The sequence below is a fragment of the Psychroserpens sp. AS72 genome (genome assembly GCF_038900375.1).
GTDB lineage: Bacteria > Bacteroidota > Bacteroidia > Flavobacteriales > Flavobacteriaceae > Psychroserpens.
In genome coordinates, this window is the sequence record NZ_JBBMRC010000001.1 from 123,328 (window position 1) to 148,721 (window position 25,394).

General features: G+C 33.6%; 24 protein-coding genes. 11 read left to right on the plus strand and 13 right to left on the minus strand.

Going from position 1 to position 25,394, the window contains the following annotated elements; genetic code table 11:
• Window positions 1-3 precede the first annotated feature (3 nt).
• Window positions 4-2,412, plus strand: a complete 2,409-nt coding sequence (locus tag WNY78_RS00535) for a TonB-dependent receptor (RefSeq protein ID WP_342871223.1) — start codon at window positions 4-6, stop codon at window positions 2,410-2,412.
• A gap of 57 nt (window positions 2,413-2,469) precedes the next feature.
• On the opposite strand, the gene WNY78_RS00540 is transcribed toward WNY78_RS00535, so the two are convergent.
• Entirely contained in the window at window positions 2,470-7,998 is a 5,529-nt protein-coding gene (locus WNY78_RS00540; RefSeq protein ID WP_342871224.1) for a GEVED domain-containing protein, read from the minus strand.
• A 111-nt stretch (window positions 7,999-8,109) separates the two neighbouring features.
• Between WNY78_RS00540 and WNY78_RS00545 the strand changes: the two genes are divergently transcribed.
• A complete protein-coding gene (locus WNY78_RS00545) occupies window positions 8,110-8,583 on the plus strand; it encodes a regulatory protein RecX (RefSeq protein ID WP_342871225.1) in 474 nt (157 codons plus the stop codon).
• Between the two features lie 57 nt (window positions 8,584-8,640).
• Here WNY78_RS00545 and WNY78_RS00550 read toward each other — a convergent pair whose 3' ends face one another.
• Window positions 8,641-9,129 carry a DUF6646 family protein gene (locus WNY78_RS00550; RefSeq protein WP_342871226.1) on the minus strand — a complete coding sequence of 163 codons (489 nt, stop codon included), beginning with the start codon at window positions 9,127-9,129 and terminating at the stop codon, window positions 8,641-8,643.
• Window positions 9,130-9,183: 54 nt separating this feature from the next.
• Window positions 9,184-10,044 carry a cupin-like domain-containing protein gene (locus WNY78_RS00555; RefSeq protein ID WP_342871227.1) on the minus strand — a complete coding sequence of 287 codons (861 nt, stop codon included), beginning with the start codon at window positions 10,042-10,044 and terminating at the stop codon, window positions 9,184-9,186.
• A gap of 27 nt (window positions 10,045-10,071) precedes the next feature.
• Here WNY78_RS00555 and WNY78_RS00560 point away from each other — a divergent pair, with 27 nt between their 5' ends.
• Complete coding sequence (locus tag WNY78_RS00560) at window positions 10,072-10,209, plus strand: hypothetical protein (RefSeq protein ID WP_342871228.1); 138 nt, start codon at window positions 10,072-10,074, stop codon at window positions 10,207-10,209.
• 153 nt (window positions 10,210-10,362) lie between these two features.
• On the opposite strand, the gene bioB is transcribed toward WNY78_RS00560, so the two are convergent.
• From bioB to WNY78_RS00585, 5 genes are all read right to left on the minus strand, one after another.
• Window positions 10,363-11,457 carry a biotin synthase BioB gene (bioB, locus tag WNY78_RS00565; RefSeq protein WP_342871229.1) on the minus strand — a complete coding sequence of 365 codons (1,095 nt, stop codon included), beginning with the start codon at window positions 11,455-11,457 and terminating at the stop codon, window positions 10,363-10,365.
• 33 nt (window positions 11,458-11,490) lie between these two features.
• Complete coding sequence (locus WNY78_RS00570; RefSeq protein WP_342871230.1) at window positions 11,491-12,459, minus strand: alpha/beta fold hydrolase; 969 nt, start codon at window positions 12,457-12,459, stop codon at window positions 11,491-11,493.
• Between the two features lie 309 nt (window positions 12,460-12,768).
• Complete coding sequence (locus tag WNY78_RS00575; protein WP_342871231.1) at window positions 12,769-14,196, minus strand: SPFH domain-containing protein; 1,428 nt, start codon at window positions 14,194-14,196, stop codon at window positions 12,769-12,771.
• Window positions 14,168-14,797, minus strand: a complete 630-nt coding sequence (locus WNY78_RS00580; protein WP_342871232.1) for a hypothetical protein — start codon at window positions 14,795-14,797, stop codon at window positions 14,168-14,170. The genes WNY78_RS00575 and WNY78_RS00580 overlap by 29 nt, the downstream gene beginning before the upstream one ends.
• 72 nt (window positions 14,798-14,869) lie before the next feature.
• The gene (locus WNY78_RS00585; protein WP_342871233.1) at window positions 14,870-16,033 is read right to left on the minus strand and encodes a beta-ketoacyl synthase N-terminal-like domain-containing protein; all 1,164 of its coding nucleotides are present in this window, start codon (window positions 16,031-16,033) and stop codon (window positions 14,870-14,872) included.
• A gap of 128 nt (window positions 16,034-16,161) precedes the next feature.
• Here WNY78_RS00585 and WNY78_RS00590 point away from each other — a divergent pair, with 128 nt between their 5' ends.
• A complete protein-coding gene (locus tag WNY78_RS00590; RefSeq protein ID WP_342871234.1) occupies window positions 16,162-16,584 on the plus strand; it encodes a cytochrome c oxidase assembly factor Coa1 family protein in 423 nt (140 codons plus the stop codon).
• 48 nt (window positions 16,585-16,632) lie between these two features.
• Here the strand turns inward: WNY78_RS00590 and bioA are convergent, their stop codons facing one another.
• The 5 genes from bioA to WNY78_RS00615 all read right to left on the minus strand — a co-directional run bounded on the left by bioA (window position 16,633) and on the right by WNY78_RS00615 (window position 20,837).
• Window positions 16,633-17,898 carry an adenosylmethionine--8-amino-7-oxononanoate transaminase gene (bioA, locus tag WNY78_RS00595; RefSeq protein ID WP_342871235.1) on the minus strand — a complete coding sequence of 422 codons (1,266 nt, stop codon included), beginning with the start codon at window positions 17,896-17,898 and terminating at the stop codon, window positions 16,633-16,635.
• Between the two features lie 202 nt (window positions 17,899-18,100).
• Complete coding sequence (gene bioD, locus WNY78_RS00600; RefSeq protein WP_342871236.1) at window positions 18,101-18,712, minus strand: dethiobiotin synthase; 612 nt, start codon at window positions 18,710-18,712, stop codon at window positions 18,101-18,103.
• A gap of 34 nt (window positions 18,713-18,746) precedes the next feature.
• A complete protein-coding gene (locus tag WNY78_RS00605) occupies window positions 18,747-19,136 on the minus strand; it encodes a DUF2007 domain-containing protein (protein WP_342871237.1) in 390 nt (129 codons plus the stop codon).
• Between the two features lie 15 nt (window positions 19,137-19,151).
• Window positions 19,152-20,300: a pyridoxal phosphate-dependent aminotransferase family protein gene (locus tag WNY78_RS00610; protein WP_342871238.1), complete on the minus strand. Its 1,149-nt coding sequence runs from the start codon at window positions 20,298-20,300 to the stop codon at window positions 19,152-19,154.
• A 9-nt stretch (window positions 20,301-20,309) separates the two neighbouring features.
• A complete protein-coding gene (locus tag WNY78_RS00615) occupies window positions 20,310-20,837 on the minus strand; it encodes a hypothetical protein (protein ID WP_342871239.1) in 528 nt (175 codons plus the stop codon).
• Between the two features lie 142 nt (window positions 20,838-20,979).
• Between WNY78_RS00615 and WNY78_RS00620 the strand changes: the two genes are divergently transcribed.
• The 7 genes from WNY78_RS00620 to WNY78_RS00650 all read left to right on the plus strand — a co-directional run bounded on the left by WNY78_RS00620 (window position 20,980) and on the right by WNY78_RS00650 (window position 25,251).
• The gene (locus WNY78_RS00620) at window positions 20,980-21,456 is read left to right on the plus strand and encodes a DUF2975 domain-containing protein (RefSeq protein ID WP_342871240.1); all 477 of its coding nucleotides are present in this window, start codon (window positions 20,980-20,982) and stop codon (window positions 21,454-21,456) included.
• Window positions 21,457-21,458: 2 nt separating this feature from the next.
• Window positions 21,459-22,277: a DUF2975 domain-containing protein gene (locus tag WNY78_RS00625; RefSeq protein WP_342871241.1), complete on the plus strand. Its 819-nt coding sequence runs from the start codon at window positions 21,459-21,461 to the stop codon at window positions 22,275-22,277.
• A 2-nt stretch (window positions 22,278-22,279) separates the two neighbouring features.
• Complete coding sequence (locus tag WNY78_RS00630; RefSeq protein WP_342871242.1) at window positions 22,280-22,495, plus strand: helix-turn-helix transcriptional regulator; 216 nt, start codon at window positions 22,280-22,282, stop codon at window positions 22,493-22,495.
• Between the two features lie 100 nt (window positions 22,496-22,595).
• Entirely contained in the window at window positions 22,596-22,838 is a 243-nt protein-coding gene (locus WNY78_RS00635; RefSeq protein WP_342871799.1) for an ankyrin repeat domain-containing protein, read from the plus strand.
• Window positions 22,839-22,897: 59 nt separating this feature from the next.
• Window positions 22,898-24,154 (plus strand): Y-family DNA polymerase, encoded by a 1,257-nt coding sequence (locus tag WNY78_RS00640; RefSeq protein ID WP_342871243.1) that lies wholly within the window; start codon window positions 22,898-22,900, stop codon window positions 24,152-24,154.
• A gap of 123 nt (window positions 24,155-24,277) precedes the next feature.
• A complete protein-coding gene (gene umuD, locus WNY78_RS00645) occupies window positions 24,278-24,718 on the plus strand; it encodes a translesion error-prone DNA polymerase V autoproteolytic subunit (RefSeq protein WP_342871244.1) in 441 nt (146 codons plus the stop codon).
• Between the two features lie 59 nt (window positions 24,719-24,777).
• Complete coding sequence (locus WNY78_RS00650; RefSeq protein ID WP_342871245.1) at window positions 24,778-25,251, plus strand: hypothetical protein; 474 nt, start codon at window positions 24,778-24,780, stop codon at window positions 25,249-25,251.
• The last annotated feature ends 143 nt before the right edge of the window (window positions 25,252-25,394 follow it).

Below are 25,394 nucleotides of genomic sequence, written 5' to 3' on the forward strand. Positions count from 1 at the left end.
TTTATGAAGTTAAGACTTTCAGTTTTACTTATTTTTTCATTCATTATAAGTAACGCTCAAACCGTAACAGTTCTAGAAGAAGGTTCTAATGAGCCTATTCCAGGAGTTGCTATTTTCAATTTTAATAAAGATAAATCTGCAATAACAGACTTAGATGGTAAGGCTTCTATTGAACAATTTAATACTAATGAAACCATATATTTTCAAAATTTATTATACAACCAAAGAGCTATAAAAATTGCTAAAGCAGGTGTTGATTTTAAGGTATTTCTCGTGCCTAAAATTGAAGGCTTAAACCAAATTGTTATTTCGGCTTCTAAATTTGAACAAAGTAAAAAAGATATTCCTCAAACAATAGTTAATATCAGTGCTAAAGATATACAGTTTCAAAACCCTCAAACCAGTGCAGATCTTCTAGAAAGTACTGGAAATGTGTATATCCAAAAAAGCCAATTAGGTGGTGGAAGTCCTATGATTAGAGGTTTTTCTACTAATCGCTTATTGATTACAGTTGATGGAGTTAGAATGAATAATGCCACATTTAGAGGTGGGAATTTACAAAACGTAATCTCTATTGATCCATTTTCAATTCAAAACACAGAAATAACTTTAGGAGCTGGTTCTGTAGTATATGGTAGTGATGCTATAGGTGGTGTGATGAGTTTTTATACCAAAAAACCACAGTTATCATATAAGGATTCTTTGTTTTTTAATGCTAATGCTGCAGTTAGATATGCATCTGCTAACACAGAAAAAACAGGACATTTAGATTTGAATTTTGGATTAAAAAAATGGGCATTTTTAACGAGTTTCAGTTATACAGATTTTGATGATCTTAGAATGGGTATGCATGGACCTGATGATTACCTGAGACCAGAATACGTTGAAACCATAAATGGAGAAGATATTATTGTTCAAAACGAAAACCCTCGAATTCAAAATCCAACAGGTTATGATCAAATTAATGTGTTGCAGAAAGTGAGGTATGAACCAAAAGAAGATTTAAGTTTTGATTTAGGATTGTATTATTCAACAACTTCAAGTTATTCAAGATATGATAGGTTAATACGATATAGAGGTGATGAATTGCGCTCTGCAGAGTGGGACTATGGTCCACAACGTTGGTTCATGGGTAATTTTCAAATGACTAAATTAAGCAGTAGGTCAAATTTATATGATAAGTTACAAACCACAGTTGCATATCAAAATTTTCAAGAAGGTAGATTTGATAGAGATTTTCAATCTACGGATAGAAGTATCAGAGAAGAAGCAGTTGATGCATATTCTTTTAATGTTGATTTAGAAAAAGATTTGAGTGAGAAAAGTACCTTATTTTATGGTCTAGAATATGTCTATAACAATATTAAGTCAACAGGCGAGCAATTTGATATAGAAACAAATATAAGCACTCCAACAGTTTCAAGATATCCAAACGGTTCTAATTGGCAATCAATGGCAGCTTATTTGAGTTTTAAATATAAACCAAACAGTAAATTTGTTTTTCAATCTGGATTGAGATACAATCATATCATTGCAAATGCAGACTTTAGTGAAAATAATGCGTATTTAAATCTGCCTTATGATTCCACCAAGCTTGATGCTGGAGCCTTAACAGGAACCGCAGGAATAAGTTGGATGCCTAATGAAACAGTACAATGGAAATTAAATGCATCTACAGCTTTTAGAGCTCCAAATATTGATGACATAGGTAAAGTATTTGATTCAGAACCAGGTTCAGTCGTTGTGCCAAACCCAGATTTAAAACCTGAATATGCTTATGGTGGTGAATTAGCACTTAAATTAAATTTCGATTCTATTTTTGTTATAGATCTCGCTACCTATTATACGTTTTTAGATAATGCTTTGGTGAGACAAGACTTTACGTTAAATGGAGAGTCTCAAATAGTATATGATGGTGAGTTGAGTAATATACAAGCGATCCAGAATGCGTCAAAAGCTTGGATTTATGGTTTTGAAGCTGGTTTTCAACTCAATATTACCGAGAACTTAAAACTCACATCCCAATACAACATTATTGGAGGAACAGAAGAAGACAATGGTATAGAAATACCAGTGAGACATATTGCGCCAAATTTTGGAAACACACATTTTACTTGGAAAAAAGGAAAATATCTAATAGATGCTTTTGCTGAATATAATAACGAGTTATCATACTTAAAATTAGCACCTTCAGAGCAAGTTAAAGATTATATCTATGCACTAGATTCTAATGGAAATCCTTACTCACCTTCATGGTACACTTTAAACTTAAGAACAAGATATCAATATTCAAAAGCGCTAACTATTACAGCTTCATTAGAGAATATTACAGATCAACGTTATCAAACGTACTCATCTGGTATTGCTGCTCCAGGACGAAACTTAATTCTTTCGCTTAGGTATAGCATATAAAAAAAGAGATTTTAGCATATTACCAAAATCTCTTTTTTACTGTAGTTTTATACTACTTTAATTCATTTTCACTGCTTTCTTAGTGATTATTTGTCCGTTAGACAATGTTACTCTAGCAATGTAAGTAGCCTGACTTAAATTAGACAGATTATAAGTTTCAGTACTATTTTGTCCTCTCAGGTTATAGATTGTTCTACCTAACATATCCATGATTTCAACAGCATCTATCGTCATATTTTTTCCTACGGAAAATGTAACATCTCCATTACCTAGTTCTACTATTGTTAAATCGTTAGGAGTTAATTCGTTCTCGTTTACTGAAAGTGCTTCAGATTGAAACACTATTTCAAAACGGTCATTAAATTCTCCAATTTCCGAAGTAAAAGCATAATCATTTGCACTCAAGTCATGTATGATATTCATTAGATTATCTTTAAGATAAACGGTGTTATTATTCATGAATTCACCTTCTAATTGAGCAATAGAGAATTTGTATAGAGTAGCCTGAGTAATATTAGTTTTAAAACCAACAGGAATTACTTCTTCAATAGAAAGGCTACTAGGAGATTTTCCTTGAATGGCATATCTCGTGTCAACATTTTCGATAGAAGTATAAATTACAGAAGACAATCCGCTAGATAAGTTTCTTGGTGCATCATAACTCCAACTATCTTCTCCATTTGTTGCTCCATCAACATAAGCAACTAATATTTGATTGAAAACTCCACTTTCTGATGTTAGATTAACCCATAATCTATTTGTCTCATAGATTGAACTATCATTTTCAGGATCACTAGATCTATAAAATTGATTATTACTAGTGTTATCTGCACGACGCATTTGATTAGTAAACCTTAAATTACCACCAGCGTTTATAGCTTTTACAAAGAATCCTTGTGCAGACGGTATATAATTACCTGCAGCAGGAATAACTCCACTTCCACCTGCAGTGTTACCACTACCTACAGTAATAATTGCATAATCTGCGTCGTTGAAATTCATTACTTCATTACCAGGATTGGTATCTAAAGGCGGTAATGCTTGAGACCATAAATAAGCAGCACCATCAATTATAGTACTGTTTTCTGCATGTAAATCGGTAAAGGAGATAGCAGAAGCATATGGATTACCTACAAAATTCCAGTCATTATCACCAGCAAAACCATTTCTAATAACAGACTTAAATAAATCGCCTGTAAAGAATTCACCATCAAAAGTAGCTTGGTCTGTTTGAGGAAAAAGTCCCAATGGAGAAGAAGTAGCAGCATAACCTCTACCTAACTCCATAATATCACCTGTTGCATTTTGCCAATCATCACCATTATCGTCTATATCATCAGGAATACCGTTTGTGGTTTCATCTGTATGTTGATCTAAATAATTTGCTGTCTCAAAATAGAAACGTCTAGAAGCAGGAGTATTTGGTGTAGCATCATTTAACGCTTGGTTTAGTACGGGAGAACTCCAATACGTATATTCGTACCAATCATTTAAAAGTTCTGTATATTTTATGACACTTGCCGATCCATTATTAATAAATGTACCAGAAGTGCCATTACCAGCAAGACCAAGACCGTCTTGTACGAAAGCACCATGCGTTTGAACTGTAATTGTACCGTTATTTAAAACATTATTTACAACTCTAACATATCCAGAATTGGCAACATTTAATGTTGTGCCAATACCAGAGTTTATGATAAGTCTACAAGCATCAATATCTCCATTAGTAAATGTATCATATGGACCATCAATAATAGCTATAGTGTCTTCATCAGGAGGAGTAGAAGCTGTCCAATCTGATCCATCCCAAATAGTAGTAACTACAGAGATTTTAACAGCATTACTTGCTGTATAACAAGTTGCAGTGTTTTCTCTAACTTGACAATAAAATTGATAATCTATATATGGTAACGGATTGTCAATATCTAAAGTTGCACTTGTAGAATCGTTATTAAAATCAGCCGTACTAGGTACAACGACAAATGTATTTGTATTTGGAGCTAAGTAATACCATTGATAAACTAAGCCAAATCCTGAAGGAACTCCTTCTGTACCAACAACAGATAATTGAACCGTAGTTGTACAGCTAAAAGTTGGTGAATTCAATACAGAAACACTAGGAGGTATACCAAGTGAAAAATCATAAAGACCAATATTTACATAATCAGAATCACCACAAGTTGCCCAATCAATAATATCCCAATGTGCTAAATCAAAAGTCATTGTTGGTAAAACAGGAGCATCATTTTTTCTTCTGAAATTAACACCATCATCACCAAAAGTTACACTATTTGCCCAAGTACCACTACCTTTTTCTCCAAATACATCTTTCTCACCTTGGTTTGTACCAGAAGATTTTTCTAACACTATAGCATCTGCTTTATTAGTATCAAAATTCACACCACCCAAACTAGGCGCACTTTGGTCTGGACTTACATTTAAGTTGTTTAACGAACAAGTTGTTGTACCAATACTTACAACATGTAGACCATTATTTGCTAAAGTACCTGTAAGATTTACTGTGCCTGATGAAGAAGCATTACCGTTATTGTATATCACTAAATCATAATCATCTAAATTAACAGCAGCTCCTGTGCCATTAAATATTTCCACGTAAGAAGAACTACCAGACGTTGCATCTGTAACTTCACTAATAAATAAATCTGTAGGTGTAGTTGATGAAACAGCTGTTTCACAACCATTGATTACATTATCAATTACAGTAAATGTATTTGATGACGAACAACCAGTTGAGAATAAAACTTCTAAATTACCGCTAGTTGCACCAGCAGGAACTAACACGACTAATTCTGTTGCGCTAGAAGATACTATTGTCATAGCGTCTCCATTAATTGTAGCAGTAGCACCTGTTAAATTATTTACAGATGTAATGGTGACTTCTGTATTTTCTGGACCTTCTGTTGGCCACATATTACTTGTTAAAACTGTTGAGCAAACAGCGTTTCCTTGAATATCAAATTCATATGGATCTTCATCACTATCTGTATTTTCTATTCTCACTGTTGCAGTTCGTGTGCCATCTGCTGTTGGAGAAAATACAATTCTAAACTCTGAATTAGATAAAGAGCCAACAGTTGCAGCTGGTTGAAGTGTCACTGTAAAATCTCCAGCATGAGCACCAATTATATCAACTCTTGGAGTACCATTTAAACTTAGCGATATAGCTCCAATATTTTCTACAAAATAGTTTTTAAAAGCACTAGTGCTTCCGACGTTTTGAGCTCCAAAAAGCGTATTGTTTAAACCATAAGGTGCATTGAAACCGTTTGCTATTGTTATATTATTCCCTTTAATATTAATTTCTGCACCAGAAGGTTGTTGTACAATAACAGTATAATCTTCTACTTCTCCATCAAAGCCATTTTGACACGATGTAGAGTAGTTGTCATATCTTGAGGCAACTCTCATTCTTGTAGCTCCAATAGCAGCATTTGTTGGTATTTCAATTGATAATGGCGAGTTATCAGTAACCACTGAAGGATTTGTTCCAGAAGGATCATCTGCTAAACCTAAATCATATTCTTCTCCAGAATCATTAAAACTTCCGTTTTGATTCCAATCTATCCAAGCACGATTATAGTTAGTATAATCTCCATCTGTATTTACAGATACAGTTAAATCGTATGAATCTCCTAAATTAACAGTAGTAGATATGGATGTAAAATTTGAATAATCGTTATCTTCAATAGGTGTTGTATTGTCAATAGTGTTAAACTGAACACGTCTTATTCCTGTTTCGTAACCATCAGTATCATCACCACTAGAAGCACAATACGTCAAAGATGGTACTGCACAAACTTCAACACCTTCAGACCAAGTTGCTCCTCTACGTATAAAAACTTTAAAACAATAATTAGTACCATTTGTAAGACCACCAACTGAATTTACACTTACCGTACCAGTTGTTGAAAAAACAATAGAATTTGGTGTAGAATAGTCAACATCTGTATTTGCATAGGTTCCGGTAGGGGTGAAAGTTACTGTACCTGTATTTGCAACGATGATTAATTGATCAAAACATGATGTTGGTAATGGGTTGTTCCAGTTTAAATTCACTTGATTGGTTAAAGGTGTAGCAACTAAATTGCTTACATCACCTTGAGCCGTTTCATTGGTTACTGTACTTCCACCAGTTCCACCACCAGACCAACCTGTCAGCGTTTCTCCTACATAAGAATACACAGTGAAGGAATAGTTATTGTTTTCTGTTAAACCAGTTACTGTTGCTGTAGTTGCTGTTCCTTTGTAAACCACACGTCCTAAAGATGCAGGAGTTACAGGTGTTGCAGCAGAGAAATCTGAATTTGCAGTGTATGTATTTGCATCTGTTTTTGCTCCTGCAGGATCTGTACCACCATCTATAGCGAAAATCATATAGCCAGTTGGAGTTCCAGTTCCTGGAGCGTTCCAACTTAATGTTACGCTATTGTCATCAAAACAGCCTTCAACACCTGTAACGTTACTAGTTGGTGTATTAGTAAGCGTCAATGTTGCAGCATTTGAATTAACAGTACCACAAGCATTAGTTACTACACAACGATATTGATTATTATTCATTGGAGCAGATGTAGCTCCAGTTGTATATGAGTTTGTTGTTGCTCCTGTTCCACCTGTGACGTTATTCCAAGTTCCTCCACCATTTGTAGAGACTTGCCATTGGTAAGACACAGCATTTGTAGCAGTAACAGTAAATGTAGCAGTATCAGGAATAACTTCGTTTTGAGCTGTTGGTTGTGTTGTAATTGTTGGAGATGTACTTCCTGTTCCAATTAAATCGATAGTTGGAGAATTGCTCGTAGGAGTGGTACTCGATACCGTTATTGTAGCTGTTTGAGCACCTGCGGTTGTAGGTGTGAAAGTTACATCAAAAGTAGATGTTCCAGATGCCGCAATAGCTGGGGAAGATAAATTACTTACTACAAATTGAGGGTTATCTGAAACAGCGTTTACACCAGCAGCAGGTAAAATACCACTATTTGTTATTGTATATTGGATTGTGGTTGCTGCATTAGTCAAACATGAAGAACCATGATTCGTTATTCCTGTGATTGCTAAATTTGGATCTGTTGTGACTGCATAATCTGTGATTTCAAAATCATCAATATGTAATCTTTCTCCAGAAACTCTAGAAATTCGAATTCGGATATTATCGCTAGTATTATTTAAACTATATGTCCATTGAGCGTAAGTTGTGCTAAAGGTACTAATTTGAGAACCTACAGTTGTATAAGCAGCACCATTGATACTTACCTCTACATCAAAGACTGCGGTTGGCGACGCATCCCAAGAGCGATACCAAAAAGAAATATCACCAACACCTCCATCTTTTCCGTTACCGTCTCCTCCAACATATTCTAAAGCAGTAGTAGCATTTCGAAGTCTCACAGCATTTCCTGACAGAGAATTTGTTGAATTGCATAAACCATTTGAGATTTCAAATCCATTGTAGCTATAATTGCCATAACTGTTTTCAGTTAAACCATCAAAATTTTCAGAGACTTGCCCAAAACCAGACAAAATTGCGCATAGAAATGCTATTAATACTAGAAAGTAATTTTTTTTCATAGGGAATGAATTGATTTTGTTTGCAAAACAAACAAGCAAATATACTGCAATTTACGTAAAAATCAGTGGTTTGGATGTTTCCACTTATTAACAAATTGTTATTTTTACCCAATGCATCCACAAAAAACATATACGGTCGATGAAGCGCAAAAACGACTAGAACATTATTGCGCATATCAAGAACGTTGTCATAAAGAAGTTACTCAAAAACTGTATGATATGAAGATGATTCCTGAAGCAAGGGATCAAATCATAGTGCATTTATTACAACATAATTTTTTGAATGAAGAACGTTTTGCACAAGCTTTTGTACGTGGTAAATTCAGAATTAAAAAATGGGGAAAACAACGTATTCAATTAGAGTTGCGAAGAAAAGATATAAACAAAACCCTAATTTCAATAGCTTTAAAAGAAATTAGCGATGTAGATTATTATAGCACGTTTCATGCCTTAGCAGAAAAAAAAGCAGAAACGATGAGAGAAACTAACAAACAAAAGAAACGTAAAAAATTAGCCGATTACCTTTTTTATAGAGGTTGGGAAAGTCATTTGGTTTATGATAAAATACGTGAGTTGATTCCATAAAAAAAAAAGCATCTTAAATTTTAAGATGCTTTTTTAATATATGTTATTTGTTGTGGCTTACAAATTGAAAACAGCTCCAATATTTACAGCAAATTGATTGTGAATATAATAGCCTATATCTAATTTGTCATTGCTATATTTTGCTAATGGGAATGTCGCTTCTGTATAAACTCCAAAACCATCAGAAAAGAAATAACGTGCTCCTAAATGACCACCAAAATTCTTTAAACTTAAGCTTAAACCTGGATATAAATCGAAATTATCATCAATGTTTAATACATTACCTAAGTTAGCATTGAAACGTCCTTTTAAATCAAAACGGTCTCCAAAATCTGCATCTAACCCATCAATTCCTAATGCGTAAGTTGAAGATAGTCCAACCGAAATATTTTCTCCTAAACCATAGTCAAAACTCGCGTTAATTCCTGTTGCATGATCTTGTAAGTTAGCTCCAATTTGAAATTTTTGATCTCCTTTACCTTCAAATGCTTGAGCATTTACTAATGATACTGAAACCAATGCAATAAGTAATAATAATTTTTTCATTGTTTTTTATTTTAGAATGTGCAAATATAATCGTTTTACACATTTAGACATGATTTAAGTCTTTTTATTCGTTCTAATGATTGCCTGCTCGTTTTTCCAATCAATCCAGTTTTGTCCTTTTAGTCGTCGCATCAAATTATCATAATGACGCATTATTAATAGATTGTAAACTGCTCTCCCAAAATTTTTAGGGTGTCTAGCTATGGCTCTTAAACTCATAGAAAACCCAGGAGTGAGATATTTCATATAGTGCCAATATCCTTCTGGCATGTATAATATTTCACCATGTTGTAACTCACATTGCCAACCTTTTGCTTTTTTTAGTGCAGGCCATTTTTCAAAATCCGGATTTGAAAAATCAATATCTTCTCGTGTAATTAATGAATGTGGGATTTTATATAAATAATCATTTTGGTTTTGATCAAACAAGATGCATTGCTTTTTACCTTCAAAGTGAAAATGAAAAATATTAGCTAAATCTATATCATGATGCATAAATGTATGAGAATCTCTTCCGCCAAAAAATAACATTGGGAGACGTTTCATGAGCTTCAAACCAAAATCGGGAAACGTGTAATCTTTTTGTAACTGCGGAATTTCCTTCAATACATTCCAGAGAAAAATACGATACTTGGTAGGCTCACTTTTTAAGAGATCTACATAATCACTCATTTTCATTTTTGAATGTGGCTCATTAAATCCATCTTTATAATCAACAGGACGATCATCATACAACGGAACAATTGTATGGCCAGCTATAGTCTTGATATAATCGAGATTCCATTTTTTATAAGCAGGCCAATCTTTGGTGTATTGTTCAATCACCACAGGTTTTTGGGGCTTAAAGTACTGTTCTATAAAGTCCTCTTTGCTAATGTTTTTAACACGAGGAATATCTTGAAGGTTGAGTTTCAAAAGTGAAAAAAATTTAGGTTTAAAGTTATGAAAACGTTACCAAATGAAATTAATTGTTTGTTAAAATTATCCATTTATTTGGTATATAATTATGACTACGGTTTTGGAGTTGGCACATTTCCGAAGCTAAAGAAACGAAAATTAATGCTTTTTACTTCTTGTTAATTGTGTGTTTACTCGAGTTTGAAACAATTAGCAGATAAGGTGTACCAATAATAATGGCTCCAAAAAAACACATAGATTTCAATCTTAGTAAGTTCTAGTCAATTAGATATTGCATATTCAATAATCATAAATAGTTGCAACTATTAAGCTTATTTATTTTAGAACTTTAGCTTTTTGTTTGGCGTCTTCGTTACGTTCAATTTTATGCTCAGGTCTAGACCATTTTGGTTTCTCACCAAAAGCTTCATATTGAGAATCGTTAGCTTCTACCGTTTCTGGTTGTGACTTTTTTACAAATGGTTTTTGTGGATTTAAACCTAATAGTTTAAACATTTCCATATCCTCACCAACATCAGGATTTGGCGTTGTTAATAGTTTATCACCTGCAAAAATAGAGTTTGCACCAGCAAAGAAACACATGGCTTGACCTTCGCGAGACATTTCTGTTCGTCCTGCACTTAGTCGCACTTGAGTTTCTGGCATCACAATTCTTGTTGTAGCTACCATACGAACCATATCCCAAATAGAAACTGGTGTTTGATCCTCAAGAGGTGTGCCTTCTACAGCAACTAAAGCGTTGATGGGAACCGATTCTGGTTGTGGATTCAAAGTCGCTAAAGCCACAAGCATTCCTGCTCTGTCTTCAGGTTTTTCTCCCATACCAATAATTCCGCCAGAACACACCGTAACATTGGTTTTTCTGACATTATCAATCGTTTCTAAACGGTCTTCATAACCACGAGTAGAAATGACTTCTTTGTAATATTCTTCACTAGAGTCTAAGTTGTGATTGTAGGCATATAAACCAGCTTCTGCTAAACGTTGAGCTTGATTTTCTGTAATCATACCCAATGTACAGCACACTTCCATATCAAGTTTGTTGATGGTTCTCACCATTTCTAAAACTTGGTCAAACTCTTCGCCATCTTTCACATTTCGCCAAGCTGCACCCATACAAACACGAGAACTTCCCGATGATTTTGCACGTAATGCCTGAGCTTTTACGTGTTGTACAGACATGAGGTCATTACCTTCAATATCTGTGTGATATCTTGCTGCTTGCGGACAATAGCCACAATCCTCAGGACAACCACCAGTTTTTATAGATAATAAGGTAGACACTTGTACTGTGTTAGGATCATGATGCTCACGATGAATTGTTGATGCATCGTATAGCAAATCCATTAAAGGTTGGTTATACACTTTTAAGATGTCTTCTTTAGTCCAGTTATGTCTTGTTTTACTCATGTGTAGATGTTGTCGTTCTAGATTCAAAAATACCTATTTAATGTTCATAAAATTATCAAAAAGCGCATAAAATTTTTCAGGCTCTTCTAGGTAAGGATTATGTCCACTTTGCTCAAACATTTCAAACTGAGCCTCAGGCATAAAGGTTTTATATTGTACCGCAAACTCAGGAGTAGATACACCATCATAACGACCAGCAACAATTAAAGTTTTTGCTTTGATGTCTTTTAATTGTTGTCTATAATCTTGATTGATCATGCTTCCAGAGACATCAAAATCACCATCTTTTCCAATAATTGTTGTGTACACATCTCCAGCCCATCCTCTATAGGTTGTCTTCGGAACTTTAGATTTAAGCGTTGTATTATGATAGTAGATATATTTCGTCGGAAAATCACCATACACACTTTTTAAAGGCTCTTGACTGGACACGTAGCCTAATTTCCGTAGTGAATCAACAGCAACCCATTTCTCTGGGAAATGCGTTTTAGCATAATGATTATAACTATCGCAATTGGCTTGCCACATGGCTCCAGAATGGAAACCGTTTATCAACACCATATTTTTGACATTGTCTTTATATTTTATCGCGTAAGCTTGAGCTGGCACTGTTCCGTAGGAATGGCCAACGAGTGAGATTTTGTCAAATTTGAGGAGTTTCCGAAGTTTTTCAATAAGCTCCACATCTGCTTCAACGCTATATTCTGAAACATCTTTTGCATCATCACTCTTGCCACGACCTAACCAATCAAAAAACACAACTGTATTGGTTTTGTAATACTGACCAAAAGCACCTTGCATATAATCGTGAGAATTACCAGGTCCACCAGGAAGAAAAAAGATAGGATCACCTTCTCCTAAAACTTCAACATTGATTTTGTAACCATCAATCACATAGAATTTAGATTCGAATTTAACGAAGATGTTTGGGTCTGTTTGGGAATATATCGTTGAACATGTGAAACATGCAAATACAAGTAAAGCTTTTAATGTAGAGGTCATAAGGATGAATTTATTGTAAATATAAAAGAAAAATGTCTGTCTCTAAATTTGCTAAACTCTATTTGTATTACATAATGCAGTGAAGAATTTTAATTATATAAGGTGCTGGTATTTATTATAAAAAAGATTCTTCACTGCGTTATGAATGACATTTTGATTTTTTTTAAAAACTAGTCTTTAATTAATAGCCTACTGTCATTCAGAAGGAAGTATGACTGAAGAATCTCTTCAATGTAGATAATAGATACATAAAAATAAAGAGTAATAAAAAATCCGCCATGTGGCGGATTTTTTTAAATCTAAACTAGATTAACTCTTGTCGTCTTCTTTTTTCTTCGGAAGAACTTTAGCGTCTTCTGGTTGTACTTTGTCTTTACCTTTTAAATATTCAGGTAAATCCATTCCAGCCATATTAAACATTTCTTGTAATGGTGGAACCGATTTGTACATTCCTGATAAGAAATTAGCTGTAGATGATTTTCCATCTTCACCACTACTTCCATTATCCCAAACGGTTACTTTATCAATCTTAATGTTTTTGATAGCTTCTGCTTGTAGTCTCACTAACTCAGGTAATTTATCTGCAATTAATAATAAAACTGCATCTCGACTTGAGTTTCCAGCAGCTTTAACGATTTGCTCCATACCAGCAGCTTGTTTTGTTAAGACTTCAAACTGACCTTGTGCTTCGGCTTGTGCTTTAAATAATATCGCATCTGCCTCACCTTTTGCTCGTCTTCTAATACGTTCAGCTTCTGCTTCTGCATCGATTTCCACTTTGCGTTTATCAATTTCCGCAGGTACAATAACATCTGCCATTTGAGAAGAACGCTCACGTTCTGCTCTTGCAGTTTCTGCTTCTTGCTCTGCAGCATATGATTCTTGTAATGCTTTTGCACCTTGTACTTTCTCTGAAGCGATTGCTACACGCTCAGCTTCTGCTTCACGTTGACGACGTAACGAATCTGAATTTGCTACGGCAATTTTCGCTGTATTTTCTCCTTCTACGGCTTGTGCATTTGCTGCAGCAACTTGAGTTCTTTCATCTTGTACAGCATTAGCTTCTCCAATAGAACCATCTCTAGTTTTCTCAGCAACCGATTTACGTGCTGCATTGATTGCATGTGCAGCAGCTTCTTTACCAAGTGCTTCAATATATCCAGACTCATCAACGATATCTGTAATGTTTACGTTGATTAATTTTAGACCTACTTTTTTTAATTCAGACTCAACACTTGCAGAAATATTAGTTAGAAATTTATCACGATCATTATTAATTTCTTCAATATCCATAGACGCAACTACCAAACGTAATTGTCCGAAAATAATCTCCTGTGCTAATTCTTGAATTTCATTTTGACCTAAGCCTAATAAACGCTCAGCTGCATTTTGCATCACACCAGGTTCTGTAGAGACACCAATGGTGAATCGAGAAGGTACATTTACACGAATGTTTTGTTTAGATAAGGCGTTTACTAAGTTAACCTCAATAGAGATTGGTGTTAAATCTAGAAATTCATAATCCTGAAATACAGGAACAATAAAGGCTGCTCCACCATGAATACATTTTGCCGATTGTCCACCACCTACTTTTCCGTAGACCACTAAAATACGGTCAGATGGACAACGCTTGTAGCGTTTTATAAGGATGATTAAAAAGACAAAGATGAAAAGTATTGCAGCCACTGCTGCAATAGGAAATCCTAAATCAAAGTTTTGTGTCACTAGGTAGTTCATATGTTTTGGTTTTAATTGGTTCTATTGCTTTTTTTGTTTGTTCTACTATTAAGATGCCATTGCTAGTAACATCAACCACTTTAATGATGGTTCCAGATTTAAGCTCAGATAATGAATCTGAAAGTGCCTCAAGTTCTCTTAAAGTTCCTTGAACTCTTACGCTTACTTTTCCCATTTTTTCGCGATTTGCACCAACAGTGAGATAAATTTCGCCTATGGCACCAATGGCATTTTTATATTTTAAAGTTCCGCTATCTGTTAATTTACCCATAGCATAAAACATTGCTGCCATTATGGTCATCATTAATAATCCACAAAATAAGGAAACGACTACTGTTATTGGTTTTGAAAATCCTGCATTTATACAAGCGATGCCTATCCATCCAAAAATAGTAAAGAAACCAACTAGGTTTTTAAAGGTGATGAATTGAAAGCCAATGCCTCCATCTGCATCTATTTCAGAATCTACACCATCAAAGTCGTCTCCACCATCCATTCCAAGGAATGTGGTAATGATTACAAAAACGAAAATTACAGAGCCAATGAGCGCAATAATCCAAAAGAATTGTGAGAATCCATCTAAAGCTGAAAACCATTCCATAGTCGATTAGTATTAAAAAGTTAAGATTTAAAGGTAAGACGTTTAAAACTGCCTTACAATATATATTAAATGTTATTTTGAAAGTAAAATAGATACTGCATTGCCTCCAAATCCAACAGCATTAACAAGAATATGTTTAATGTGTTTTGGAGCTTCGGTTTTTAAATAAGGGACTGAAATGAATTTTTGATGTTGTAACATCAGGACTGCCATTTCAATACTTAAAAGTCCAGAAGCACCAAGGCTGTGACCTATCTTCCATTTATTAGTAGTCAATGAAGGAATTTTGTTACAAAAAATTGTTGAAATCGCATTTATTTCTGCCTGATCACCTTTTATTGTTCCTGGTGTATGTGTGACTATAACGTCAATTTCGTTAGGATTTAAATCACCTAAAGCCATCGTCATAGAACGCTGAAAACACATAGCATTTGTTGATAATGATGCATTGTGTTCTAGAATTTCGGTAGCATAACCAACACCTATTATTTTAGCTAAAGCGTTTTTATGTACACCAGATTCTAAACAAGCCATCGCTGCACCTTCACCTAGTATCATTGTGTTTTCGGTTTTGTTAGGGTTAAGGGCTTGGTTTGGGAAATGAGATTTTTCGCTTCGTTCTGAATGACAATTTGCTCTTGAATAAATCTTCAAAGCTTGCATTTGAGCAATTGTAAATGCAGTTAAAGGCGCTTCGCTACCACCAACTAGAAATTTATCACACATACCAGAGTTGATCCATGCAATCCCATTAAGCATCGCATGTAAAGCGGTTGAACAGGTGATGGAATGGGAGATTTCTGGTCCTTGGGTTAGTAAATCATGAGCAACCCATGATGAGATATTTCCTAAGGTTGTAGTTGGTGAGGTTAGGATTTCTGCTTTTTTATTCCGTAGAAATTCTTCGTGATACGTTTCAAAAAGTGCTGTTGCTCCTCTTGAGGATCCTATATTGATTCCGAAGTTGTCAGTAGGTTTCCATCCTGCATTTTTAATCGCTTGTCTCGATGCGAACATGGCATACAAAACAGAGTTATCGAGCGATTTGTACTTTATGTTAGATTGTCTTAATTGTTCTATATCTGCTTTTAATTCCTTCGGAAATGTGGCCACTAAAACATCGTCTTTTTCAGTAAAACAATGGGAATCATTTAGATAGGTGTTCCAGATGCTTTTAGTAGTTTTTCCTAAAGGGGAAATAGATGATATTGCGGTTATCGAAATGGGTTGATTCAATAGAAAATGTATTTAAAACAAAAGTAAGATTTAAACAGTAGTCTAAAAACCAACAGTAGTTATTTATTATCTATTTGTAACATAATCCTGTTTTAGTTTACTTACATTTAGTAATCAATCAAAACATTATGGAAGAATATAAAAGAAAAAGTTGGTTTAGTAGAAATTGGGGTTGGGTACTTGGTGGAGGCTGTTTATCATTTATTGTTATCATAGTTTTAATTGCAGGTGGTATATTTTATAAAGTTTCAAATACTGTAAAGGAATCTGAACCTTATAAACATGCATATACTACAACTATAGAAAATGAACGCGTTATTGAATTTTTAGGCACACCAATTGAGACTGATGGTATAGGAAACTCAAGCTATAAGTATTCAAACGGATTGACATCTGCAGCATTAGAGATACCAATAAAAGGCCCAAAAGACGAAGGTGTTATTATTGTTGATGCTGAAAAAATAAACGATGAGTGGGTATACAACTTACTTTACGTGAAAATTGATGGAGAAACAGAAACTATTAATTTATTAGATGTAGTAAGATATTAATAGTGCTCTATTATCCTGCAAGGTTTCTATAACCTTGCAGGATGTTAGTTAGATAATCTCTAAAGCCTCTTCAATAACTTGATATACTTTTTTGAGTTGCACATCAGAAATCACATAAGGCACTTGAATGTAAATTGTATTTCCTAATGGTCTTAAAAACACACCTCGATCCATAAAAAATTTGAGAAGCTTATCTCTCAAATCTCCATAACGTTCCATTTTGGTGTTGAGATCTAATGCGAAAATGACTCCAATATGTCTGGTTGATTTTACTTTTGGGTGGTTTTTTATTATGAGTTCAAAGTCTGTATGAGCTTTGGAAATTTGTTTGATGTTGTGTTGAATTTCCGAAGATATTAAAAGCTCAATTCCAGCAATGGCAGTTGCACACGCTATTGGATTTGCAGAATACGTGTGACAGTGGAAAAAGCCTTTTGCCATATCATTGCTCAAAAACGCATCATAAATATCTTGCGTGCAAGATGTGATTGCCATTGGGATTAATCCTGCGGTTAACGCTTTACTTAAACAAATAATGTCTGGTTTGGTTTCGATATAATCTGAAGCGAAATAACGTCCTGTTTTTCCAAAACCTGTCATGACTTCATCTGCAATAGTCAAGATTTGATGTTGTTTACAAAATGATAGAACACTGTTTAAACCCTGAGCATCATAGATTTTCATTCCTGCAGCACCTTGAACTAAAGGTTCGTAAATAAATCCTGCTATTTTATGATGCGAGTTGTACTCTTTTAAAAGACTTAAAATGTGTTCTGTATTTGTACCGTCTGGAGTTGGAATACGTTTGACATCTATTAAAAACTCCTCAAAGGGACCATTATAAACAGATAAGCCAGAAACACTCATGGCTCCAAACGTGTCGCCATGAAATCCGTTTTCAAAAGCAATAAAAACAGAGCGTTTATCATCACTATTAAAATGATATTGCAATGCCATTTTAATAGCAGCTTCTACAGCTGTTGATCCGTTGTCATTAAAGAAAATCTTGTTTTGACCTTTTGGTAGGATTTTTATAAGTTTTTCAGATAGTTCAATTGCAGGTTCATGTGTGAAATCACTAAACATGATTTGATCAAGCTGCCGCATTTGTTTGTAGGTCTTCTCGATAATGTAATCGTTGCAATGTCCATACATGGATGTGTACCACGAAGAAATTGCATCAATATATTCATTACCATCTTCGTCTGTAAGGATACAGCCTTTTGCTTTTATAATGGCTAGACTTTCTGGATGCAGTTGGTGTTGCTTTAGTGGATGCCAGAGGTGTTTTTTATCTCTTTGTTTTAAATTCATCTTTTACGTCATGCTGAACTTGTTTCAGCATCTCATTATTTAATAATCTAAAGTTTCTAGATCTGGGTTTGCCTTTTTGATTGAGTTTAGTTTTCAGTATTTATGCCAATTTTCAATTACTTCTCTTTTGAAATGACTTGTTCTGCAAGAATTGGTTAATATTTCATGTTTGTGTGACCCTGAAACAAGTTCAGGGTGACGATTATTTTAAATTGTTTCTAAATTTTTCAGCATACTCCAAAATCACATTTTTATCAAAATACGGTTCTTCATCTATGCGACCAATAACGTTTACATTTGTCATTTTTGTGATGATGTCTTCTGTTGTTTTGTGCTCATTTCCAGAGAACATAAGAGCCACATCAAATCCTTTTTCTTTTAACAAATTAAGGGTTAAAAGCGTATGATTTATACTGCCTAAATAGTGCCTCGATACCACAATGACTTTATAGTTAGGTTTGATGAGGTCTAAAATTGTGTTTTTAGTATTTATAGGTACCAATAATCCGCCAGCACCTTCAATCACTAGATTGTTTTTGGTTTTTGGTGGTGTTATATTTTTGAGTTCGATTGTGATATTATCAATATCTGCAGCAGCATGAGGACTCATTGGTGTTTGTAATGCGTAACTATTCTCGTGAAATTTTGAGTTCGTGTTTGAAACTAAACTTTCCACTTTTTTCGTATCGCAATTATTTAATTCTCCTGCTTGTATGGGTTTCCAATAATCGGCTTCTAGGGCTTCTGTTATAATTGCAGATGCTATAGTTTTACCAACATCTGTACCAATTCCTGTGATGAAATATGTGTTCATGTTTACGTCCTGCAAAAGCAGGAATCTCTTTAAATTAATTAGTTATTGTAAAAACCGTTTTGCAATCGTTACAAATATGTTTTGTCTTTTCAAAAAATGGAAATAGCATATAAAATAGATTCTTGCGTTCTAAAGGCGCAATCAAAATATGAGTTGAATTGCATGATGGACAATGTATAGGATTTTCATTTACATCAAGCTCATATGGTCTTATCTCATTAAAGATTAGTACTGCTTTTTCAAAATCATCATCTGCTACTAATAATTTGACACCTCCAATGGCTTGACTTATTAAAGGGTCTGAGTCTACAGTTTTTTCGTCTAATAACATTACAGTAATGCCTTCTGACTCGAGTTTAGACTTTGTAATTTGTGCTTCGGTTGAATAAGGAAATGTTGTAAGTACTTTATAATTATCGATCATAGGGACACATTGATTTTAAACAAAAGTAGCAAGTAACTGTATGACTTTGGTGATTTCTGTTGAAGAATTATAACTGTGTAAACAAAAGCGTAAACGTTCTTTTTCCTTTGGAACAGTAGGAGAGAGGATGGCTTTTACGTCAAATCCTTGTTTTTTTAATGCCTCGGAAATGTGCTTCACCTGCTCATTTCCGGAGATAATACAACATTGAATTGCAGAATCACTATCTATAAATAACTGCTGAAGTTGGAGTCGTTCAATTTCAGATTTAAAAAAATAGATGTTTTGATGGATTTGATTTAATTGAGATTCTTCACTTTCAATCTGAATGACAAGCTCATCATAAGCTGCTTTAATAGTAGCCAATGAGTGAGGTGGTAATGCAGTAGTATAAATAAAAGGTCGCGAAAAATTTATGAGATAATCTTTGAGTTTTTGGCTTCCTAAAATTGCTGCGCCATGACAACCCAATGCTTTGCCAAAGGTGATGATTCTTGCAAAAACTTGATGTTCTAATTGGAGTTCGTTCACCAATCCGTTTCCGTTTTTTCCAAAAATGCCAACTGCATGCGCTTCGTCTATGATTAGGTTTGTATTGTGCTTTTTGCAGATTTTTGAGAGTTGTTTTAGGTCTGGAGAATCACCATCCATGGAGAATACTGATTCTGTAATCACATACATGTCGTTGTCATTCAGAGCGAAGCGAAGAATCTCTTTTTCTAACGCTTGCAAATCATTATGTTCAAACTTATACGCTTTTGCATTACTCATATTAATACCATCTCGAATGGATGCATGACAAAATTCATCGTATAAAATAATATCATTTCGCTGAGGTACGCATGAGAAAAAACCTAAGTTAGCATCATAACCAGAATTAAAAATGAGCGCAGTTTCACTATTATGAAAATCACTTATTTGTTGCTCTACTTGAGTAAAAAGCTTGTGATTACCAGATAGTAATCGTGAGCCTGTTGCTCCGTTTTGAGTGTTGTTGTTTTCTAATAAATATTGATGAGTGTTATCAAATATGGTTTTTGATTTGGAAAACCCTAAATAATCGTTAGAAGAAAAATCGACGAGATTATTGGATGTGCCTAGTTGTCTAAATGCATTGTCTTGTTGACGCTTATCGAGTTTGTTTTGGAGTTTTTTTGGTAGCATCCTTTGAAATTAATCTGTATAAACAATGTCACCTTTTTCTCTGAGAATATCTGTATCAACCCATTTATAATCATTTTTTACAGTAGCATCTAATAGGTCAATTGCTAATGCATCTGCAATGTGAGAAGCGACATCAAAGGCATCTTTAATATCTTCTGTTTTATAAACTGTTATTTTTTTATTTCTTTCATAAAAAATGTTCAGTACGATGATTGGGAAGCTATTTGTGGTTTCTGCGGTTAAGGCTCTTACAGTAATATCTTCGGTTGTATTAAACACAGAAATATATTCTGGATTATGAAGTGTTTGCCATTTTCCAATACTAACACCTAATATTGAATCTGTTTCTCTATAGGTTTTTGATTCTAGGTCTATTTCCGATCCATTTGTTTTTAACATCATAAACCCAAAAAGAAGAGGGACTAAAGCTAAATAGACTAGAGATATCAAGCCTAGAAGACCAACACCTATTGCAGCAAATCCTAAAATAGTTTTCCATATAGGCACTTTTCTTGTATATCTAATAATTGCATCCATAGCCACAAATATAGATAATGAAACTTGGAATACAGCGTCATTTGAAATACAATAAATAGATCTGATTTTAACAAAAAATTATTGTTTATCAATAATTTTTATATATTTGTTATTGTTAAACGATAATAAAATTGATTTAATCATGAAAAAAATAAAATTCTTAAACGGTTTTGTACTGGTGTTAATCGTGATTTACTTAATTCATTTTTTAGGTAATGCTTATATCACTTTTTTTACTGATTTCACAAATCAATTTGAACACTTATACAAAGAATTCATTTTTGGATACTATACACAGTTTGTTGGTTTAATTTTTTCTGTACTAACATTTGTAGGTTTATTATTTATAAAAAACGGATTAGGAGAAATTATAAAAGAAGGTTTCTTCAACACTAATAGCGCTACTAAATTTAAAATTGCAGGAAAACTGTTCTTAATTTCAGGGTTTTTGAACCTTGTGTTTAGCATAGTATTACTTTTTCGTTCAGAAGAAGTTTTATTCCTTGGTGAAATGGCACAAGGTTTTCTTTTAATGATTATAGGGTTTAGTCTCTATATCATTTCAGATATTTTACAAAACGGAAATCTCCTAAAACAAGAAAACGAATTAACCATATAGTTATGAGAAAAAAGAATATTTTAGTAATTGGCTTACATGTCTTTTTCGCGTTGGCATTTTGGATAATAACAGTTTTTATAGTTATCCAAATTGGATTTGAAGCGTTTACAATTGATGGAAAAGCAGGTAGTATTTCTGCAGGAAATCATCATTCAAAAGGATATAATATACCAGTTCGTCTCAGAGCAGAAGCTCCTAATACGGTTTTTAATAATAATTGGTCTAATATTAAGAGTACTCATACTGATGATAAAGGTCAAAAATCTTCTTATGGTACATTAGAACGGTTTATTGAATTATCAGTTAGTGATAAGATTGGAGTTAAAAATGTTATAAGTATTCAGTTTCCAAATAATGAGGAAGTGTTTACAACTAATCAACATGTTACTTATGCTCAAGGTTACTTAGTTGCTAAATCTAAAAACTCTAGTTTTTTAATTCTTCAACTTGTGAAAAATTATGTTGGATTTATGTGTTTAGCTCTTATTTTTTATTTATTGATGAAGATTTTTAAAAGTCTAAAGAAAGATTTAAATTTTACTCCTACATTATTTAAAATGATAAGATTGATAGGTTGGGTTGTTATATTTAGTACTAGTTTTGAGTTAGTCATGAGTTACGTTATCGGTAAGAAATATTACTTTGTTAAAACAGAAACTTTAGTTGATAACACCATATTTAATGGAGTAACTAAATTTTCCATGAATCCTAGATTAGAATTTGACTTCATGTTTTTTATTATTGGATTCTCTTTATTAGTTCTTGCTAGTTTATTAAAGAAAGGTAGTCTAATTCAACAAGAAAACGATCTAACCATATAGTTATGCCAATAGTAGTCAATCTTGATGTCATGCTCGCAAAGCGCGAAATGAAAAGCAATGAACTTGCCGAAATTGTTGGTATCACAACCGCAAACCTATCCATACTAAAAACAGGTAAAGCAAAGGCTATTCGGTTTTCAACTTTAGAAGCTATTTGTGACGCTTTAGAATGTCAGCCAGGTGATATATTAGAATATATAGAAGAAGAAAATGATTAATCAAAAACAAGAGTTATAAAAATAGTTTTAATCACAATAGTATTTTCATAACGCTTGTTTTGATGTCGGCAACTCATCGTATTCCTTATTAGTCATAACAATAAAATCAAATGCAAATGATTGTTTCCAATTATTATTGGACGAAAAAGTAAATCTAGAAAAAGTCTGTACGAGTAAAACACCATTAATGTATGCAGTTAAATATGGTCGTTTAGATTTTGTCAAATCATTGGTGGAAGCTGGAGCAAAATTAGAGGTCAAAAATGATAAAGGACTTACTGCCTTAGATTATGCTAAAAAATATAAACAAGATGAAATTGCAACATATTTAGCAGCTCTATAATCTAATTTATTTCATTTTACAAAATCTTAAATTCAAACATTTGTTGTACATTTACACATATGTTTGCACTTGTGGATTGTAATAATTTCTATGCGTCTTGCGAACGTGTTTTTAACCCTAATTTACAAGGACAACCCATTGCTATTCTCAGTAATAATGATGGTTGTGTAATTTCACGTAGCGATGAAGCAAAAGCGTTGGATTTGCCAATGGGAGCACCTATTTTTAAATGGGAACCCTTTTGTAAGGCAAATAATATTGTTGTGTTATCGTCAAATTATCCATTATATGGTGATATGAGTAGTCGCGTCATGAGAATATTAGAACAGTTTACACCAGATGTAGAAGTGTATAGTATTGATGAATCTTTTCTAGAATTTAAGGGTTTCCATAACTATGATTTTAATCACTACGGAAATGAGATGAGAACACGTATTTTGAAGTGGACAGGAATTCCGGTCTGTGTTGGTATAGCTCCTACCAAAGCATTGTCTAAAGTCGCCAATAAGATCGCTAGAAAATTTCCGAAGGAAACCAAAGGAACCTACGTTATAGACAGTGAAGACAAAAGAATCAAAGCCTTAAAATGGACCAAAATTGGAAACGTTTGGGGAATTGGTCGTCGATTAGCAAAACGATTAGAAGCCAAAGGCTGTAAAACAGCTTATGATTTTACACAATTATCAGATGATTGGGTTCGTAAAACGTTTTCAATTACCGAGTGGAAACTAAAAAAAGACTTAGAAGGCAACTCTAAAATACTGTTAGATGAACCTAAAAATAAACGTGTTATTGCAACAACAAGAAGTTTTGAATATACCTATTCAGATCTAGATAATATAAAAGAACGCATCTCTACATTTGCTACCAGTTGTGCCGAAAAATTAAGGAAACAAGGCTCGAGTTGTCATGTCATTATTGTGATGTTGAGTAGCGATAGGCACAAAAAAGATTTAGAACAACATCATGCAAGCAGACATGTTAATTTATCGTACCCAACAAATTCATCTTTAATTATAAGTAATTGCGCAGTTAATGCTGTAATGTCTATCTTTAAATCGGGAATAAAGTACAAACGTGCTGGTGTCATTGTAACAGGTATAGTACCAACAGATAATCATCAATTGCATTTATTTGATGCAGAAAACCCTAAACATCAACCTTTGATGCAGTCCATAGATAGTTTAAATGCAAAATATAAAAGTCATAAAATTAAATTAGGTAATCAAGATTTAAAACGCACATGGAAAATGCGTCAAGAACGATTATCACCAAAATACACCACAAATATTAACGATATTATTGTGGTAAAATAAAATTATAATAATTTGGGCGTTACCTAAAGGTCGGGTTTTCCGTTATATCTTTTTTGTAAAAAGCAAAAAAGGATGTCACTGCAACCCCTAACGCGCTTATCAACTAATACAAAAACTTAATCCATGATAGCACACACATCAGGAAGTTTAACTTTCTTCACACCAGAAACTATAGAAGGTGCAGGAGCACAATTATTTGACACAGGTATTTCGGCAGGATTCCCATCTCCTGCAGAAGATTTTAAAGAACAGCGTTTATCATTAGATGATGAATTAGTTAAAAACAGAGAAGCCACGTTTTATGCTCGTGTTAGTGGTCAATCTATGATTGGAGCAGGATTAGAGGATAATGATTTATTGGTTATAGATAGAAGCTTGGAGCCAGTAAATAATAAAATTGCAGTTTGTTTTTTAGATGGCGAATTTACCGTAAAACGACTACGTGTCTCTAATGGCGAAGTGTGGTTGCAACCAGAAAACCCAAATTATCCCATCATAAATATTACAGAAGACAATAATTTTTTAATTTGGGGTATTGTTACTAATGTGATTAAGAAAGTGTAGATATATGTGTGTTGTGCTTCATTTGAGAATCTACTTTATCATCAAAAACATTTTAATTAATGAAACATATAACAACAACACTCTTAATCATATTAGTGTTAATTATTGTTCAATCATGCAGTAATAAAGTAGATAAATCTGATTTACGAATTATTGAAGGCAAAAGGATTGGAAAATATTCTCTTTCTCTAACAAAAAGTGAGCTGGACAATTTAAAAGAGGTAAAAATTGACACACTTCATAGTTATTACACTTACACATTACCTGATATAAAAATATGGTATGATACCATTAACAAAAGAACGAATCAAATATGTGCATATAACAATTACTCAGGCAAATTCAGAAACGAAATAAGCATTAATGATAGTTTAATGGATTTAGAAAAAATTGGATGGTTTCATTATCAGGAAGAAAATCAGATTTATAAATTTAGACTTATTAGAGGTATAACTTTCAATGTTTTTGAACAGGAAGTTATAAATAATATTAATCATCAAACTATAGAGGCTATATGCATCAAAAGAAAATAAATTAAAGATATTAGAAATATTTAACCTTAATAAAACGAATGCACAACAACGTGCATAACCAATTGCTCGTCTGCGTATACTCGGAAAATCCTATGGATTTCCCTCTGGTTCGTTTTCTTTTATTAACTTAGTTCTAGCCAACG